The following is a 14,268-nucleotide window of genomic DNA, read 5'->3' on the forward strand; positions in this document are numbered from 1 at the left end:
GACGGCAAGGTGGACGAGAAAGCGTTCCAGGATTTCGTGGCCTGGCAGATCGCCGAGGGCACGCACGGGCTGGTGCCCTGCGGCACCACGGGCGAATCCCCGACGCTGAGCCACGCCGAGCACGACCGCGTCATCGAGCTCTGCATCGAGGTCGCCAAGCCGACCAAGGTGCCGGTGATGGCCGGCACCGGGTCGAACTCCACCGAGGAGGCGATCCGGCTGACGAAGCACGCGAAGAAGGCCGGCGCCGACGCCGCCCTCATCGTCACGCCCTACTACAACAAGCCGACGCAGGAAGGGCTCTTCCTGCACTACAAGGCGATCCACGACGCCGTCGACCTGCCGATCTACATCTACAACATCCCCGGCCGCAGCGTCGTCAACATGACCGTCGAGACGATGGCGCGTCTGGCCAAGCTGCCCAACATCGTCGGCGTCAAGTGCGCGACCGGCGACATCCAGCGGCCGCTGCTCGAGCGCATCGCCATCGGCGACGCCTGGATCCAGCTCTCGGGCGACGACGGCATGGCGCTGCCCTACCTCGCCCAGGGCGGGCAGGGCTGCATCTCGGTGACCGCCAACGTCGCCCCGCGGATGCTGTCGGAAATGCACGTCGCCTGGCAGAAGGGCGACCTGCAGACGGCGATGACGATCAACCGCCGCCTGATGCCGCTGCACGAGGCGCTCTTCGTCGAGACCAGCCCCGGTCCGGTGAAGTATGCCGCCAGCCTGATCGGCAAGAGCCTGCCGGACTGCCGCCTGCCGCTCGCCCCGACCATGGAGGCGACGCGCGGCAAGGTGAAGACGGCGATGACCAACGCCGGCCTCCTGAACTGAGGCCGGCCTTCTGAACTGACGACGGACGCTGCCGCCGGCGGTCGCCCGCGAAGGGCGCCGGCACGGCGGGGCGGACAGGCGAGAGCATGGCAGCGAACAAGGAGGCCCAGCCGCGGCAGGTCGCGCAGAACCGCCGGGCGCGCTTCGACTATCACATCGACGAGACCCTGGAAGCGGGACTGGTGCTCTACGGCAGCGAGGTCAAGTCCCTGCGCAAGGGGCAGGCCAGCATCGCCGAGGCCCATGCCGGCGAGCAGGGCGGCGAGCTCTATCTCTTCAACGCCTACATCCCGGAATATTCCGGCGCCAACCGCTTCAACCACGAGCCGCGGCGGCCGCGCAAGCTGCTGGTCCACCGCAAGGAACTGCACAAGCTCCTCGGCCAGGTGAAGCGCGAAGGGGTGACGCTGGTGCCGATGGCGTTCTATTTCAACGACCGCGGCATCGCCAAGGTGCAGATCGGGCTCGCCCGCGGCAAGAAGATGGCCGACAAGCGCCACGCCATCAAGGAACGGGAGTGGAGCCGCGACAAGGCGCGGCTGATGCGCGCGAAGACGCTGTAGGAGGGGGCTTCCCGGCCAAGGGGGGCGGACGTGGGAGAGGGGGAGCGATGACGAGGTTGCGAGCAGCCGTCCTGGCGGCGATGTCGGTGACGGTCGTGGCGTGCGAAACCGACGACACGCCGCCGCCGGTGCTGACGCCGGTGGTGTCGCCGCTCGAATCCGGTCAGGCGGCGCTGCGTCTCGGCGACTACACGCGGGCCGCCGCCGACTGCCGCAAGGCGTCCGAAGACCCCAACCCGCCGCCCGTCGCCTTCGCCTGTCTCGGCGACGCCGAGCGCGGCCTCGGCCGGCGGCCACAGGCGGAGATCGCCTGGCAGGCCTATGTCGAGCGGGTGCCGAACGACGTGCCGCGCCGGCATGGGCTCGCCAAGTTCTACATCGAGGACGGGCGCTTCACCCAGGCGCAGGTGCAGCTCGACCGGGTGTCGCAGCTGGGGCTCGCCACCGCCGAGACCTTCTTCCTGGTGGCCGAGATCTTCCGCCTCCAGGGCAACTGCAACGCCGCGCTCGGCAACTACCGCCAGTCGTTGCGGATCGACCCCAACTACGCCCCCGCCCACGAGATGCAGGACCGGGCCCGGCGCGAGATCTGCCCGCGGCCGGCACCGGTGCGGCGCGTCGCGCCGCCGGCGCCCGCCAAGCCGGCGCAATAGTCCCTTCCGGGCCGGGCCTCCCCGCACAACGCCGGCGATCCCGTCGATTGACCTCCGTCAATTGATCGTAGGAGTTGCTGCGCGATAGTGCTTTAATCCTTTCGAAGCTGGTGCCGAGCCTGCGATGCGCCTCGCCCTTCTGCCCGTCCTTGTCATGCTGGCCGCCGTCGGCGCCGCGGCGCCGGCCGCGGCCCAGGGGCTCGACCTGTCCGAGCGCGGCAACCGTCCGCAGGCAGCACCCCCGCCGGTGCCGGCCGCGGCGCTGATCGACCCCGCCTGCCGACGGCGCCTCGCCGGGCGCAAGATCGCCATCGTCTTCACCGAGATCCGCGAGGATGGCGGCCGGCTGATCCAGCAGAAGCGCTATGCCGGCGTCTTTCCGCTGGTCGCCGACGCCCTGCGCCGCGCCGGCATGACCGTCTACACCCAGGAAGAGATCAACCGGCAGGTGGCGCAGGAGGAGATGCGCCGCTTCCTCAACAACGAGGCCGACGCCGCGCTCACCGCCTTCCAGCGCCTCGGCGCGGCCTACGTGCTGCGCGCCACCATCGAGAGCCGGGCGATAATGAACCCGATGATCCGGGTGAAGCAGGTCAGCGTGAATGTCGCCTTCGCGCTCTCGGCATCCTCGGGGGGGATCCTCGGCCAGGCGGACATGTCCTCCGCGTCCTTCACCGGCGCCGACCCGCTGCCGGTCGTGCGGGACATCGTCCGCGAGCAGATCGACGGCACCGTCGCCGACCTCTACGCCAGCGTCTGCGCCCGCGGCCGCTGACCGCCTGGGCCGGCGCGGGGGGCCGGGGACGGGTCGCGACGACAATTTCCGCCGGGGATCGAACCCCGGACGAAGCGCGAGCGACATAGCCACGCGCCGCCCGCAGGCCGGGCCGGCGCGACGCCACGCCGGAGGGGAGAACCGAGGATGCGCCGCACCGCCCTAGCCGTCCTGTCCATGCTCTGCCTTGCGGTTCCGGCGGCGCTGCTGCCGGCGGCCGTCCGCCCGGCGGCCGCCCAGCAGACGACCGGCCAGACCATCGTCGTCTCCGCCGAGGGGCTGGCCGATCCCAAGGCGCCGCAATACGCGCGCGACAAGGGCATCCTCCTCGACGACCTGCGCCGCGACGCCCGCCGGCAGGCGGTCGAGAAGGCGGTCGGCGTCTATGTCGACAGCCAGACGCTGGTCCAGAACTACACGATGATCAGCGACCGCGTGCTGACGCGCACGGACGGTCTCATCAAGCAGGTGATCAAGGAGAGCGAGCCCTGGCTCGGCGAGGACGGCTTCATGCACATGCTGCTGAAGGCCGAGGTCTACGTCGCCGGCGTCGAGGAGGCGCTGAAGCAGATGTCGCGCGACCAGCGGGTGGCGCTGATCCGCGAGCGCGGCGACCCGCGCATCTCGGTCGCCATCTTCGCCGCCGACGCCGACCGCGCCTCCAACGTCGCGCCGCGCCGCTCGCAGATCGCCGAGAACATCCTGAAGGAGCGCATCCAGTCCTTCGGCTACCGCGTCTGGTCGGAGGAGCAGGCCGACAGGCTGCGGATCGAACTGATGGCGCGCAGCCAGCTCGAGGGCCAGGCCGACGTCACGCTGTCGGTCTCGCAGCAGCGCGCCGCCGATTTCTCGATCCTCGGCGAGGCCAAGTTCAAGAGCCTGTCGGCGCGGCTGCCGGCCTCGGGCATCACCGTCACCAAGTACGTCCTGACCTCGTGGACGGTCGCCTGCGTCGACAACGCGACCGGGCAGGAGATCTACTTCAACAACAAGGTGCCGACCGGCCGGAGCTGGAACGACGAGGACGTGGCGACCCGCGACATCGGCCAGCTCATCGGCCAGGAATTCAGCCGCGACCTCTTCGAGCGGCACCTGTCGCAGCCGTCGCGCATCTTCCAGCTCCAGGTCATGGGCCTGCCCGACTACGACGCGGGCGAACTGATGCGCAAGGAGCTGATGGGGCTCCGGCCGGTGCTCAACGTCGATTTCCGCAACTTCGACGCCTCCGGCATGTCGCTCTTCGAGGTCGATTTCACCGGCGGCCGCAACGCCTTCGCCCGCATCGTCAACGACACCATGATCCGGCCGCTCAACGCCAAGCTCGGCGACCGCTCGTTCCGGCTGGTCTCGGCGCGCGGCGATCTCGTCCGGGTGAACTACAGCGCCCAGGACGACAGCGACCTCGTCGACCGGCTGAACAAGCTGCCGCCGGCGTCGCTCGCCACCGCCGCGCCCGACCGCATCCGCGCCATCGCGCAGACCGAGGCGGCGATCGAGGCGGTGAAGAAGATCAACCCCGAGGGCGCCGCCGCCGCCGCCGGCAAGCCCGCCGCACCCCCCAGCGACGCCGTGCGCGCCATCCGGAACTTCTGAGGCGGAAAATATCGAGGTCGGGCGGGCGAAACTCCTGAACCGCCGGATCGCCTGGCGCGACCGAGGGTTCGGGCGGGTCCCAACAATCCCAAAGTGGAGAGCGCAGCGATGAGGAAAGTCGGAGTTTCGGTCCTGGCCCTGGCGGCCGTGGCCGTCGCGGGATGCCAGCAGACGACCGGCGGCGGCAGCTCGGCCGCGGTCGCCCAGCAGGCGGCGGCGCAGCAGATGTACCAGCCGGTCGGCTACGTGAACCAGAACGTGCGCGGCGTCGCGGTCCTGGTGCTGCCGGGCGACGTCCGCAGCAGCCATGCGAGCTTCACCCAGCGCTTCGGGCCGAACAACATCGCCGACTATGCCGAGCTCGAGCTCGGCCGCGCCAACTTCCCGGTGCTGGAGCGCCGCGACCTCGGCCCGGTGATGCAGGAGGTCGAGATCGCCTACAACCTCGGCGATCCGAACGCCGCGCGCCGGCTGTTCCAGCTCGGCAAGTTCAGGACCACCAAGTACGTCCTGAAGTTCGACGTCCTGCGCGCCGAGCCGGTGGCGCAGGCGAGCCAGGGCTTCGACGGCCGCGCCATGGGCAACCTGCTGGGGGCGGCGATCGGCGGCCGCGGCGGGTACGCCGCCGGCACCGTCGTCGGCTCGGCCCAGGCGGGCGAGGCGGCCCAGGTGTGGATCGTCGGACTGCGCTACCGGATCATCGACGCCAGCACGACCGAGCAGGTCGCGACCGGCTATTTCGAGCAGACCATGCAGCAGGGCGCCCAGGGCACCTCCTTCCTCGGCGTCAGCCAGTCGACGGCCGGCGGGCAGACCCTCGACCAGCTCGTCCAGCGTCTCGTGCAGCAGTCGGTCCAGGAGATCGACGCCCGCTACAAGGGAGTGTGAACCGATGCGTTCGACCATCTTCCGGGCTGCCGGCGTCGCCGGCGCGCTGGCCGCGGGCCTCCTCGTCTCCGCCTGCCAGCAGGAAGCCGCGGCCCCGCCCATCATCGTCCAGGCGCCGTCGGCGCTGGAGCAGGGGATGACCGCGCTCCGCATGGGCGACTATGCGCGGGCCGCGGCCTGGTGCCGCCAGGCGGCCGGCGAGGTCGCGGCCTCGCCCCAGGCCTTCGCCTGCCTCGGCGACGCCGAGCTCGGCATGGGCAACCGGGCGGGCGCCGAGGCCGCCTGGCTCGCCTACCTCGACCGGGTGCCGAACGACGTCCCGCGGCGCCACGCGCTCGCCCGCTTCTACATGCAGGACGGCCGCTACCCGCAGGCGCAGAACCAGCTCGACCGGGTGTCGCAGATGGGCCTCGGCACCGCCGAGACCTTCTTCCTGGTGGCGGAGATCTTCCGCGTCCAGGGCCAGTGCCAGCCGGCACTCGGCAGCTACCAGCAGTCGCTGCGGCTGGACGCCAGCTACGCCCCCTCCCACGAGGGCATGCAGCGGGCGCAGCGCGAGATCTGCCCGCGGATGCCGGCGCCGGCGCCGCGGCCCAGGGTCCAGGACCGGATGACGGGCGGCGGTGCCGTCCTCAGGCCCGGCCAGTGGTGACGGCGATGAAGGCCGCCGTCGCCGCCCTTCTCGGCGCCGCGATCGTGCTGCCCGCGCAGGCGGGCAGCAACGAGGCCCTGATGGAAGAGCGTCGCCGCGCGGCCTTCTCGCTGAACGAGAAGATCCTGGAGCGGCTGCGGCTCGCTCCGGAGGGGAGCCAGGTCATCCTCTCGGTGCGCGTCGGGCCCGGCACCGGGCCCGACCGCGAGTTCCGGGTCGACGAACTGGTGGTGGTGGACGATCGCGTCCGGAGCGAGCGCGGCGAGGTGCTGCGCCGGCTCGGGCTCGGTGACGACGGAGTGGACCGCGGTCCGGTTCCGGTGCCGGCGCCGCGCGTCCGGTGAACGGTCCGGCCAGTCTCATGAACGGGAGAACCAGGATGCAGTCAGTGCGGAAGTCCGCGTGGACCCTCGCCGGCGCCGTCGCGCTGGCGGTCGCGGTCGCGGCGCCCCCGGCCCAGGCCCAGGGGAACAAGGAACTCATGAGCATCCGCATGGCCCAGGCGATGGCCACCCGCGGGATCACGGAATCGATCGTCGGCCTCAAGATCCGCAGCCAGGAGGTGTTCTTCTCCGACCGCTCCGGCGAGACCTCGGTCGACACCAAGATCCAGGCGGCGGTGAAGGGGGTGAAGCACGCCCGGCCGAAATACGATGCCGCCCGCGACATCGCGATCTCCGAGGCGACGATCACGCTGGGCGACGTGCGCAACGTCATCGGCAAGCCGGTCTCGTACAACAACGTCACCGTCCGCCGCATCGGGCTCGGCACCAACACCGAATCCTCGCGCCCCTTCCTGCAGGCGCTGCGCGCGGCCGAGATCGACGCCTATGACCAGCTGGCCCGCATCATCGTCGGGCAGGAGGTCCAGAGCCGCAGCCGCACCGAGAACCTGGTGCTGGTCAGCGACGAGGTGCGGACCTCGCTGATGGCGGCCATCTGGGGCGCGGAGGTCAAGGACTACGGCTGGACCGAGGACGGCAATGCCTTCGTCAAGATGACCCTCGACGTGCGCTACGCGAAGGACATCTTCGGCCAGCGCATCAAGTACACCGGCCCCAACGTCATCGAGGTGACGGGGCAGGGGGCCCAGCGCGACGACCTGCGCTCGTCCTTCGGACAGCCGGGTCAGGCGCCGGGCCGCGCCTACGATCCGGTCGACCTCAACCTGCCGACCCGCGCACCGCCGCCGGAGCAGCCGGCGACCGGCGGCTCGGTCATCCGGCGCTAGTCCGCCGAGGCCCGGGCGGCGAGCGCCAGCACGTACTGCTCCTGCTCGTCGGTCTCGATCGAACCCGGCCGCGTGTGGCGCACCAGCGCCACCGCGGCCGCGGGCGCCAGTCCGCGCGCGACCAGCAGGCGGGCGGCGACCGTGCCGGTGCGCCCGAACCCGCCGCGGCAATGCACCATCACCCGCTCGCCGCGGTCGAGCCGGTCGAGCACGACCGGCGCCCGCTCGACCCAGGCCTGCTCGAACTGCGCGTCGGGTGCCCGCAGATCGAGGATCGGCAGGTGGTGCCACTCCAGGCCGGCGGCGGCGATGGCGCGGCCGAGATGGCCGATGCCGAGCCAGTCCAGCTCCTCCTGGGGCTGCAGCGTGACCACCGACACCGCCCCCCAGGCCCGGATCGCCGCGACGTCGGCGTCGAGGTCGACCCGCCCGGGGACGGGCGCGAGGCCGATGATGCCGGGCCGTTCCGGCAGGGCGAGGGCGGTGATGCTGTAGGGCGCGAGCGCCATGGGAGCCTCTGGAACGTCACGGTTCGTCGATCCGGGCTCAACCCCGGGCCCGTCCGTCCCATATACTAGGGCATGGCGAAGGATCAGGGGAAATCCGGCGCGGGCGGCCTGCCGCAGCGCTCGAGCCGCGCCGACGTGGATGCCTTCATCGGCCGCATGAAGGCGGCGCCGGCCGCGGCCGGCGGCCGGCTCGTCTTCGCCATGGACGCGACGGCGAGCCGCGAACCGACCTGGGACCGGGCCTGCCGCATCCAGGGCGAGATGTTCCTGGCCGCGGAGGCCGTCGGCCGCCTTGCGGTCCAGCTCTGCTGGTATCGCGGCTTCGACGAGTTCCGCGCCGAACCCTGGGTCACCGAGGCCCGCGACCTGCTGGCGCGGATGAGCGGGGTCGCCTGCCAAGGCGGCCAGACCCAGATCGTGCGCGTGCTCCGCCACGCCGCCGCCGAGACCCGGCGCGAGCGGGTGGCGGCGCTCGTCTTCGTCGGCGACTGCATGGAGGAGGAGATCGACCGTCTCTGCCACGCCGCCGGCGAGCTGGGGGTGCTGGGACTGCCGGTCTTTCTGTTCCACGAGGGGCACGACCCGGTGGCGCGGCGCGCCTTCGAGGAGGTGGCGCGGCTGACGCGCGGCGCCTGCTGCCCGTTCGACGCCGGCTCGGCCGACCAGCTTCGCGACCTGCTGGCGGCGGTCGCCGCCTATGCGGCGGGCGGCCGCCGGGCGCTCGAGGATTTCGGCCGCCGGCGCGGCGGCGCGGCGCTGATGCTGACCCACCGCTTCGCGGGCCGATGAGGCGGCCGCCGGTCGAGCCGACGCGATGATCGCCTGGTTCGCGCTGGGAGCGCTCGGGCTGGTCGGGCTGCTGCTGCTGCTCCGGTCGCTGGCGGCGGCCGATCCCGCGGTGCTCGCGCGCTGGGTCCGGATCGCGGGTGCCGTGCTGCTGGCGGCCGCCGCCGTCCTCCTCGTCGTCTCCGGACGGGTCGGGACGGCGATGATGCTGGGCTCGCTGCTGCTGCCCTTCTTCGTCCGCTGGCGTCAGCTCGGACGGCGGGTGCGGGCGGCGGCCGGGCCGCCGCGCGGCCAGTCGAGCACGGTCGAGACGCCGTTCGTCGAAATGACGCTCGATCACGACTCCGGTGCCGTGACCGGGCTCGTGCGCGCCGGCGCCTTCGCCGGACGGACCCTCGAATCGCTCTCCTTCGCCGAGGCGCTGGCACTGTGGCGGGAGGCGGCGGCGGATGCCGATTCGGCCCGCGTCATCGAAGGCTGGCTCGACCGCGCCCATGGCGAGGACTGGCGCGATCGCGCCGGGGGTGCGGCGGGCGGGGCGACCGGCGGCGGTCCGATGACCGAGGCCGAGGCGCTGGCGATCCTCGGCCTGGAGGCCGGGGCCGGCGAGGAGGAGGTCCGCGGCGCCCATCGCCGGCTTATGATGGCGAACCACCCCGACCGCGGCGGCTCGACCTGGGTCGCGGCCAAGCTCAACGAGGCCAAGGACCGGCTCCTGGGCAAGGGTGCGTGACGGGGTGGCGCGTGGCGAACGGGCGAGCGGAGAGGGCGATGGACGAGGCGGTGCGCCATCTGGCGGAACGGTTGCTGAGGGCGGGCGTCGACGAGCTTCCGGAACGCGAGCGCCGGGTCCTGCACCGGATCGCCCGGCGCTCGATCGTCAGCCGCGATCTCAGCCTGCGCACCGACCGGCCGGCGTTCGGCGAGCGTCTCGCCGACCGGGTCGCGCGCTTCGGCGGGTCCTGGACCTTCATCCTCGCCTTCGCCGGGGTTCTGCTGTTGTGGACGGGACTGAACTCGGTGCTGCTGCCGTGGGCGGCGTCGGCCCCGTTCGACCCCTATCCCTACATCTTCCTCAATCTCGTCCTGTCGATGCTGGCGGCGCTGCAGGCGCCGATCATCATGATGTCGCAGAACCGGCAGGCCATGAAGGACCGCGAGGCGGCGGCCCACGACTACGAGGTCAACCTCAAGGCCGAGCTCGAGATCATGGGCCTGCACGAGAAGCTGGACGGGCTGCGCCAGGAGCAGCTCACCCGGATGCTGGCGCGCCAGGAGGAACAGATCCGCCTCCTCGGCCTGCTGCTGGCGGAGCGCCGGCCGGAGCCGCCAGCTCCATGTGGATGATCTCGATCGGATCGCCGCCCAGCCCATGCGAGAAATGGCCGCGGCCGACCTCGCGGAAGCCGTGCCGGCGGTAGAAGTCGGCCGCGTTGATCGTGGCCTCCAGCCGCACCGGCCCGTCATGGCCGCGCCGCGCGGTTTCGATGCCGATCGCCAGCAGGCGTCGCCCCAGCCCGCCGCCAGCCTCGCCCGGCAGGACGAAGAGGCGGGTGACCTCGCCCGGTTCCGCATCGACGAAGGCCACCACCGTCCCGTCGCGCTCCGCCACCACCATGCGCCCCTCCGCGATCAGCCCCTCATAGAACTCGGGCGTGCGCCGGCCCATCCAGCCGGCGATCTGGTCCGGCGAATAGTGCCCGGTCGCCAGCCCGGCGACCGACCGCCAGGTGACGTCGAAGGTCGCCTGGCCGTCGCCGGCACGGGCCGGGCGGAAGGTGATCGGCGCGGTGTCGGTCATCGGCGAAATCCTGCTGCGATGCGGGCGCGGGTGCGCGGGCGAAGCCGCGGCACTTTCGCCGGCCGGTCCGATCGGCGTCAATTTGCGCCGCGATGGAACACGAGATGGTGCGGAATCGTTCTGGTGGCGGCCCATAGGCCCCGCCTATAGGTTCCTGCCGCAGTGCACCCGGTCCCGACTCACCCGATCCCGACTACGTTCCGAGAGCATTCCATGTCCCGACGCGTCCGCACCGCCGTGTTCCCCGTCGCTGGCCTCGGCACCCGGTTCCTGCCGGCCACCAAGTCGATGCCCAAGGAGATGCTGACGGTGGTCGACAAGCCGCTCATCCAGTACGCCGTCGAGGAGGCGCGGGAGGCCGGGATCGAGCGCCTCGTCATGGTGACGGGGCGCGGCAAGTCGGCGCTCGAGGACCATTTCGACGAGAGCTTCGAGCTGAACCAGACGCTGCGCGAGCGCGGCCGGGACGCGGCGCTGGCGGAACTGGCGACGGTGGTGCCGACCGCGGGCGAGATGATCTACACGCGCCAGCAGCGCCCGCTCGGGCTCGGCCACGCCGTCTGGTGCGCGCGCGAGGTGGTCGGCGACGAGCCCTTCGCGGTGCTGCTCGCCGACGACCTGATCCTGGCGAAGCGCGGCTGTCTCGCCCAGATGGTCGACGCGCACGAGAAGGTCGGCGGCAACATGCTGGCGGTGATGGAGGTGGCCCAGGAGCACACCAGCCGCTACGGCATCGTCTCGCCCGGCGCCGACGACGGCGTGCTGGTCGAGGTCGAGGGGCTGGTCGAGAAGCCGAAGCCCGAGGCCGCGCCGTCGCGGCTGGCCGTCATCGGCCGCTACATCCTGGAGCCCGAGGTGTTCGACCATCTGAGCCGGATGGAACGCGGCGCCGGCAACGAGATCCAGCTGACCGACGCCATGGCGCACATGATCGGCGAGGTTCCGTTCCACGGCCTGCGGTTCGCGGGGCGCCGCTTCGACTGCGGCGACAAGGCGGGCTTCCTCGAGGCCAACATCGCCTTCGCCCTGGAGCGCGCGGACATGGCCGGCGCGGTGCGCGAGTTCCTGCCCCGCTACCGCTGACCCGCCGTCTCCACAGACAGGAAGAAACCCGATGCGCATCGCCATGATCGGGACGGGCTATGTCGGCCTCGTCTCCGGCGCGTGCTTCTCCGAGTTCGGCACCGACGTCGTCTGCGTCGACAAGGACGCCGCCAAGATCGCGAAGGTCCAGGCGGGCGAGATGCCGATCTTCGAGCCTGGGCTCGACGAACTCGTCGCCAACAACGTGAAGGCGGGGCGCCTCTCCTTCACCACCGACCTCGGGGCGGCGGTCGCCGGCGCCGACGCCGTCTTCATCTGCGTCGGCACGCCGAGCCGGCGCGGCGACGGCCATGCCGACCTCTCCTTCGTCTATGCCGCGGCCGAGGAGATCGCGGCCGCCCTCGACGGCTACACGGTCGTCGTCACCAAGTCGACGGTGCCGGTCGGCACCGGCCGCGAGGTCGAGGCGATCATCCGCAGGGCCCGCCCCGACGCCGAGTTCGACGTCGTCTCCAACCCCGAGTTCCTGCGCGAGGGGGCGGCGATCAACGACTTCATGCGGCCCGACCGCGTCGTCATCGGTACGGAGTCCGAGCGTGCCGAGGCGGTCATGCGCCAGCTCTACCGGCCGCTCTACCTGATCGAGACGCCGATCGTGATGACCCGGCGGGAGACGGCCGAACTCATCAAGTATGCCGGCAACAGCTTCCTCGCGGTGAAGATCACCTTCATCAACGAGATGGCCGATCTCTGCGAGAAGGTCGGCGCCGACGTCCACGACGTCGCCCGCGGCATCGGCCTCGACGGGCGCATCGGGCGCAAGTTCCTCCACCCCGGCCCGGGCTATGGCGGCTCGTGTTTCCCCAAGGACACGCTGGCGGTGGTCAAGACGGCGCGCGACTACGGTGCGCCGCTGCGCATCGTCGAGACCGTGGTCGATGTCAACCAGCAGCGCAAGCGGGCGATGGCCGACCGCGTCGTCGCCGCCTGCGGCGGCTCGGTCGCGGGCCGGACGATCGCGGTGCTGGGCCTGACCTTCAAGGCCAATACCGACGACATGCGCGACAGCCCGGCGCTCGACATCCTGCCGGCCCTGCTCCAGGCAGGCGCCAGCATCCGTGCCTATGACCCCGAGGGCATGGCGGAGGCGCGCAGGCTGCTGCCCGGCATCGGCTTCGCCGACGGTGCCTACGCCGCGATGGAAGGGGCGGATGCCGTCGTCGTCATCACCGAATGGAACGAGTTCCGCGCCCTCGACCCGGAGCGGATGCGCCGCACCCTGAAGGAGCCGGTGGTGGTCGACCTGCGCAACGTCTACGACCCGAAGCTGATGGCCGCCGCCGGCCTCTACTACAGTTCGATCGGGCGGCCGCCGCTGGCCCCCGCCAAGGAGCCCACGCGATGAGCGACGCCCACCGGTTCGATCCGACCATCCTGCGCGAGTACGACATCCGCGGCGTCATCGGGAAGACCCTCTCCGAGGCCGACGCGCGGGCGATCGGCCGCGCCTTCGGGACCATCGCCGGCGCCGGCACGATCGCGGTCGGCTATGACGGGCGCCTGTCCTCGCCCGGCCTCGAGGCGGCCCTGGTCGAGGGGCTGACCGCCGCCGGCCGCGACGTCGTCTCGGTCGGTCTCGGGCCGACCCCGATGCTCTACTATGCCTGCTACGCGCTCGACGTGACCGGCGGCATCATGATCACGGGCTCGCACAACCCGCCCGACTACAACGGCTTCAAGATGATGCTGCGCAAGAAGCCGTTCTTCGCCGGCGACATCCAGGCCCTCGGGCAGCTGGCGGCGGAGGGGCGCTTCGCCAGCGGCCGCGGCACCGCCTCCACGGTCGACATGCTCGACCGCTACGTCGACCGGCTGGCGCAGGAATTCACCGGCGGCCGGCCGCTCAAGGTCGCCTGGGACGCCGGCAACGGCGCCGCCGGCGAGGCGACGCGGCGCCTGGCGGCGCGGCTGCCGGGCGAGCATCGCGTGCTCTTCGCCGAGATCGACGGCACCTTCCCCAACCACCATCCCGACCCGACGGTGCCGAAGAACCTGGTCGATCTGCAGCAGGCCGTCGCCGACGGCGGCTGCGACCTCGGCATCGCCTTCGACGGCGACGGCGACCGCATCGGTGTCGTCGACGGCCAGGGCCGCATCCTGTGGGGCGACCAGTTGATGCAGATCTGGGCCGAGGCGGTGCTGAAGGAGCGGCCGGGCGCGGTCGTCATCAGCGACGTCAAGGCGAGCCAGACCCTCTTCGACCGCATCGCGGCGCTCGGCGGCCGGCCGCTGATGTGGAAGACGGGCCACTCGCACATCAAGAACAAGATGGCCGAGACCAAGGCCCCGCTCGCCGGCGAGATGAGCGGCCACGTCTTCTTCGCCGACCGCTACTACGGCTTCGACGACGCGCTCTATGCCGCGGTGCGCCTGCTCAACGTCGTCGCCGGCGGCGACGAGCCGCTCGCCGCCATGCGCGACCGGATGGCGGCCACCGTCAACACGCCCGAACTGCGCTTCCCCTGTTCGGAGGAGGCGAAGCGGCCGGTGATGGCGGCCGTCGTCGAGCGGCTGAAGGCGGCGGGCGCCACCTATTCCGACGTCGACGGCGTGCGGGTGACGACCGCCGACGGCTGGTGGCTGCTGCGTGCCTCCAACACCCAGGACGTGCTGGTCGCGCGTGCGGAGTCGAGTGGCGAGGCCGGGCTGTCGCGGCTCAAGGCGGCGCTGGCCGACGCCCTCCGCGCCGCCGGGATCGTGCCCCCCGACCTCGGCTGACGGCGGGCCCGCAGATTCGCGCGTTCGTTCGGATCGGCCACGCGGACCGCGTCTCGGCGAAACGACCGGACTGGGCAGAATACCAAGTCCGGTGGATGCGGAACGACCCGGTCATCGATGCCGTTGCGTCCCTCGACTTCGCTCGGGATAAGGGACGT

At 71.6% G+C, this 14,268-nt stretch carries 17 protein-coding genes; 15 read left to right on the plus strand and 2 right to left on the minus strand.

The annotated features are described in order from the left end of the window. From dapA to ACE3Q3_RS18940, 9 genes are all read left to right on the plus strand, one after another. Window positions 1-837, plus strand: an 837-nt coding sequence (gene dapA / locus ACE3Q3_RS18900) for a 4-hydroxy-tetrahydrodipicolinate synthase (RefSeq protein WP_374448739.1), incomplete at its 5' end; no start/stop codon positions are given. Window positions 838-923: 86 nt separating this feature from the next. Then, on the plus strand, window positions 924-1,400 hold the full coding sequence (gene smpB, locus ACE3Q3_RS18905) for an SsrA-binding protein SmpB (RefSeq protein ID WP_374448740.1): 477 nt from the start codon (window positions 924-926) through the stop codon (window positions 1,398-1,400). A 47-nt stretch (window positions 1,401-1,447) separates the two neighbouring features. Continuing rightward, window positions 1,448-2,053: a tetratricopeptide repeat protein gene (locus ACE3Q3_RS18910; protein ID WP_374448742.1), complete on the plus strand. Its 606-nt coding sequence runs from the start codon at window positions 1,448-1,450 to the stop codon at window positions 2,051-2,053. 124 nt (window positions 2,054-2,177) lie between these two features. After that, window positions 2,178-2,828, plus strand: a complete 651-nt coding sequence (locus tag ACE3Q3_RS18915) for a hypothetical protein (protein ID WP_374448744.1) — start codon at window positions 2,178-2,180, stop codon at window positions 2,826-2,828. Between the two features lie 147 nt (window positions 2,829-2,975). After that, complete coding sequence (locus ACE3Q3_RS18920; protein ID WP_374448745.1) at window positions 2,976-4,421, plus strand: hypothetical protein; 1,446 nt, start codon at window positions 2,976-2,978, stop codon at window positions 4,419-4,421. Between the two features lie 108 nt (window positions 4,422-4,529). After that, window positions 4,530-5,309, plus strand: a complete 780-nt coding sequence (locus ACE3Q3_RS18925; protein ID WP_374448746.1) for a hypothetical protein — start codon at window positions 4,530-4,532, stop codon at window positions 5,307-5,309. Window positions 5,310-5,313: 4 nt separating this feature from the next. Beyond that, window positions 5,314-5,961, plus strand: a complete 648-nt coding sequence (locus ACE3Q3_RS18930) for a tetratricopeptide repeat protein (RefSeq protein WP_374448747.1) — start codon at window positions 5,314-5,316, stop codon at window positions 5,959-5,961. Window positions 5,962-5,966: 5 nt separating this feature from the next. Then, complete coding sequence (locus tag ACE3Q3_RS18935) at window positions 5,967-6,305, plus strand: hypothetical protein (protein ID WP_374448749.1); 339 nt, start codon at window positions 5,967-5,969, stop codon at window positions 6,303-6,305. 35 nt (window positions 6,306-6,340) lie between these two features. Next, the gene (locus ACE3Q3_RS18940; protein WP_374448750.1) at window positions 6,341-7,192 is read left to right on the plus strand and encodes a hypothetical protein; all 852 of its coding nucleotides are present in this window, start codon (window positions 6,341-6,343) and stop codon (window positions 7,190-7,192) included. Here the strand turns inward: ACE3Q3_RS18940 and ACE3Q3_RS18945 are convergent. Further along, a complete protein-coding gene (locus ACE3Q3_RS18945) occupies window positions 7,189-7,701 on the minus strand; it encodes a protein-tyrosine phosphatase family protein (protein ID WP_374448751.1) in 513 nt (170 codons plus the stop codon). The two genes, ACE3Q3_RS18940 and ACE3Q3_RS18945, sit on opposite strands and share 4 nt — an antisense overlap. A gap of 72 nt (window positions 7,702-7,773) precedes the next feature. On the opposite strand from ACE3Q3_RS18945, the gene ACE3Q3_RS18950 reads away from it, so the two are divergent. The 3 genes from ACE3Q3_RS18950 to ACE3Q3_RS18960 are packed head-to-tail and all read left to right on the plus strand — an operon-like array spanning window position 7,774 to window position 9,834. Continuing rightward, on the plus strand, window positions 7,774-8,490 hold the full coding sequence (locus tag ACE3Q3_RS18950; protein ID WP_374448752.1) for a VWA domain-containing protein: 717 nt from the start codon (window positions 7,774-7,776) through the stop codon (window positions 8,488-8,490). A 25-nt stretch (window positions 8,491-8,515) separates the two neighbouring features. Then, window positions 8,516-9,220: a hypothetical protein gene (locus tag ACE3Q3_RS18955; RefSeq protein WP_374448753.1), complete on the plus strand. Its 705-nt coding sequence runs from the start codon at window positions 8,516-8,518 to the stop codon at window positions 9,218-9,220. A gap of 38 nt (window positions 9,221-9,258) precedes the next feature. Beyond that, window positions 9,259-9,834 (plus strand): DUF1003 domain-containing protein, encoded by a 576-nt coding sequence (locus tag ACE3Q3_RS18960; RefSeq protein ID WP_374448754.1) that lies wholly within the window; start codon window positions 9,259-9,261, stop codon window positions 9,832-9,834. Here the strand turns inward: ACE3Q3_RS18960 and ACE3Q3_RS18965 are convergent. Then, window positions 9,740-10,288: a GNAT family N-acetyltransferase gene (locus tag ACE3Q3_RS18965; RefSeq protein WP_374448755.1), complete on the minus strand. Its 549-nt coding sequence runs from the start codon at window positions 10,286-10,288 to the stop codon at window positions 9,740-9,742. The two genes, ACE3Q3_RS18960 and ACE3Q3_RS18965, sit on opposite strands and share 95 nt — an antisense overlap. 213 nt (window positions 10,289-10,501) lie before the next feature. Between ACE3Q3_RS18965 and galU the strand changes: the two genes are divergently transcribed. From galU to pgmG, 3 genes are read left to right on the plus strand one after another with little or no spacing between them, the layout of a single operon-like run. Continuing rightward, window positions 10,502-11,371 (plus strand): UTP--glucose-1-phosphate uridylyltransferase GalU, encoded by an 870-nt coding sequence (galU, locus tag ACE3Q3_RS18970; protein ID WP_374448756.1) that lies wholly within the window; start codon window positions 10,502-10,504, stop codon window positions 11,369-11,371. Between the two features lie 31 nt (window positions 11,372-11,402). Further along, a complete protein-coding gene (locus ACE3Q3_RS18975) occupies window positions 11,403-12,737 on the plus strand; it encodes a UDP-glucose/GDP-mannose dehydrogenase family protein (RefSeq protein WP_374448757.1) in 1,335 nt (444 codons plus the stop codon). Beyond that, a complete protein-coding gene (pgmG, locus tag ACE3Q3_RS18980; protein ID WP_374448758.1) occupies window positions 12,734-14,110 on the plus strand; it encodes a phosphoglucomutase/phosphomannomutase PgmG in 1,377 nt (458 codons plus the stop codon). Before ACE3Q3_RS18975 ends, pgmG begins: the two co-directional genes overlap by 4 nt. Window positions 14,111-14,268: the final 158 nt, after the last annotated feature.

It is taken from the genome of Allostella sp., from assembly GCF_041913585.1.
Classification (GTDB): Bacteria; Pseudomonadota; Alphaproteobacteria; order ATCC43930; family Allostellaceae; genus Allostella.

Bases quoted from the DNA above. Each gene is read 5' to 3' on its own strand.
- smpB (WP_374448740.1), top strand. From the start codon at position 924: ATGGCAGCGAACAAGGAGGCCCAGCCGCGGCAGGTCGCGCAGAACCGC.
- ACE3Q3_RS18910 (WP_374448742.1), top strand. From the start codon at position 1,448: ATGACGAGGTTGCGAGCAGCCGTCCTGGCGGCGATGTCGGTGACGGTC.
- ACE3Q3_RS18915 (WP_374448744.1), top strand. From the start codon at position 2,178: ATGCGCCTCGCCCTTCTGCCCGTCCTTGTCATGCTGGCCGCCGTCGGC.
- ACE3Q3_RS18920 (WP_374448745.1), top strand. From the start codon at position 2,976: ATGCGCCGCACCGCCCTAGCCGTCCTGTCCATGCTCTGCCTTGCGGTT.
- ACE3Q3_RS18925 (WP_374448746.1), top strand. From the start codon at position 4,530: ATGAGGAAAGTCGGAGTTTCGGTCCTGGCCCTGGCGGCCGTGGCCGTC.
- ACE3Q3_RS18930 (WP_374448747.1), top strand. From the start codon at position 5,314: ATGCGTTCGACCATCTTCCGGGCTGCCGGCGTCGCCGGCGCGCTGGCC.
- ACE3Q3_RS18935 (WP_374448749.1), top strand. From the start codon at position 5,967: ATGAAGGCCGCCGTCGCCGCCCTTCTCGGCGCCGCGATCGTGCTGCCC.
- ACE3Q3_RS18940 (WP_374448750.1), top strand. From the start codon at position 6,341: ATGCAGTCAGTGCGGAAGTCCGCGTGGACCCTCGCCGGCGCCGTCGCG.
- ACE3Q3_RS18945 (WP_374448751.1), bottom strand. From the start codon at position 7,701: ATGGCGCTCGCGCCCTACAGCATCACCGCCCTCGCCCTGCCGGAACGG.
- ACE3Q3_RS18950 (WP_374448752.1), top strand. From the start codon at position 7,774: ATGGCGAAGGATCAGGGGAAATCCGGCGCGGGCGGCCTGCCGCAGCGC.
- ACE3Q3_RS18955 (WP_374448753.1), top strand. From the start codon at position 8,516: ATGATCGCCTGGTTCGCGCTGGGAGCGCTCGGGCTGGTCGGGCTGCTG.
- ACE3Q3_RS18960 (WP_374448754.1), top strand. From the start codon at position 9,259: ATGGACGAGGCGGTGCGCCATCTGGCGGAACGGTTGCTGAGGGCGGGC.
- ACE3Q3_RS18965 (WP_374448755.1), bottom strand. From the start codon at position 10,288: ATGACCGACACCGCGCCGATCACCTTCCGCCCGGCCCGTGCCGGCGAC.
- galU (WP_374448756.1), top strand. From the start codon at position 10,502: ATGTCCCGACGCGTCCGCACCGCCGTGTTCCCCGTCGCTGGCCTCGGC.
- ACE3Q3_RS18975 (WP_374448757.1), top strand. From the start codon at position 11,403: ATGCGCATCGCCATGATCGGGACGGGCTATGTCGGCCTCGTCTCCGGC.
- pgmG (WP_374448758.1), top strand. From the start codon at position 12,734: ATGAGCGACGCCCACCGGTTCGATCCGACCATCCTGCGCGAGTACGAC.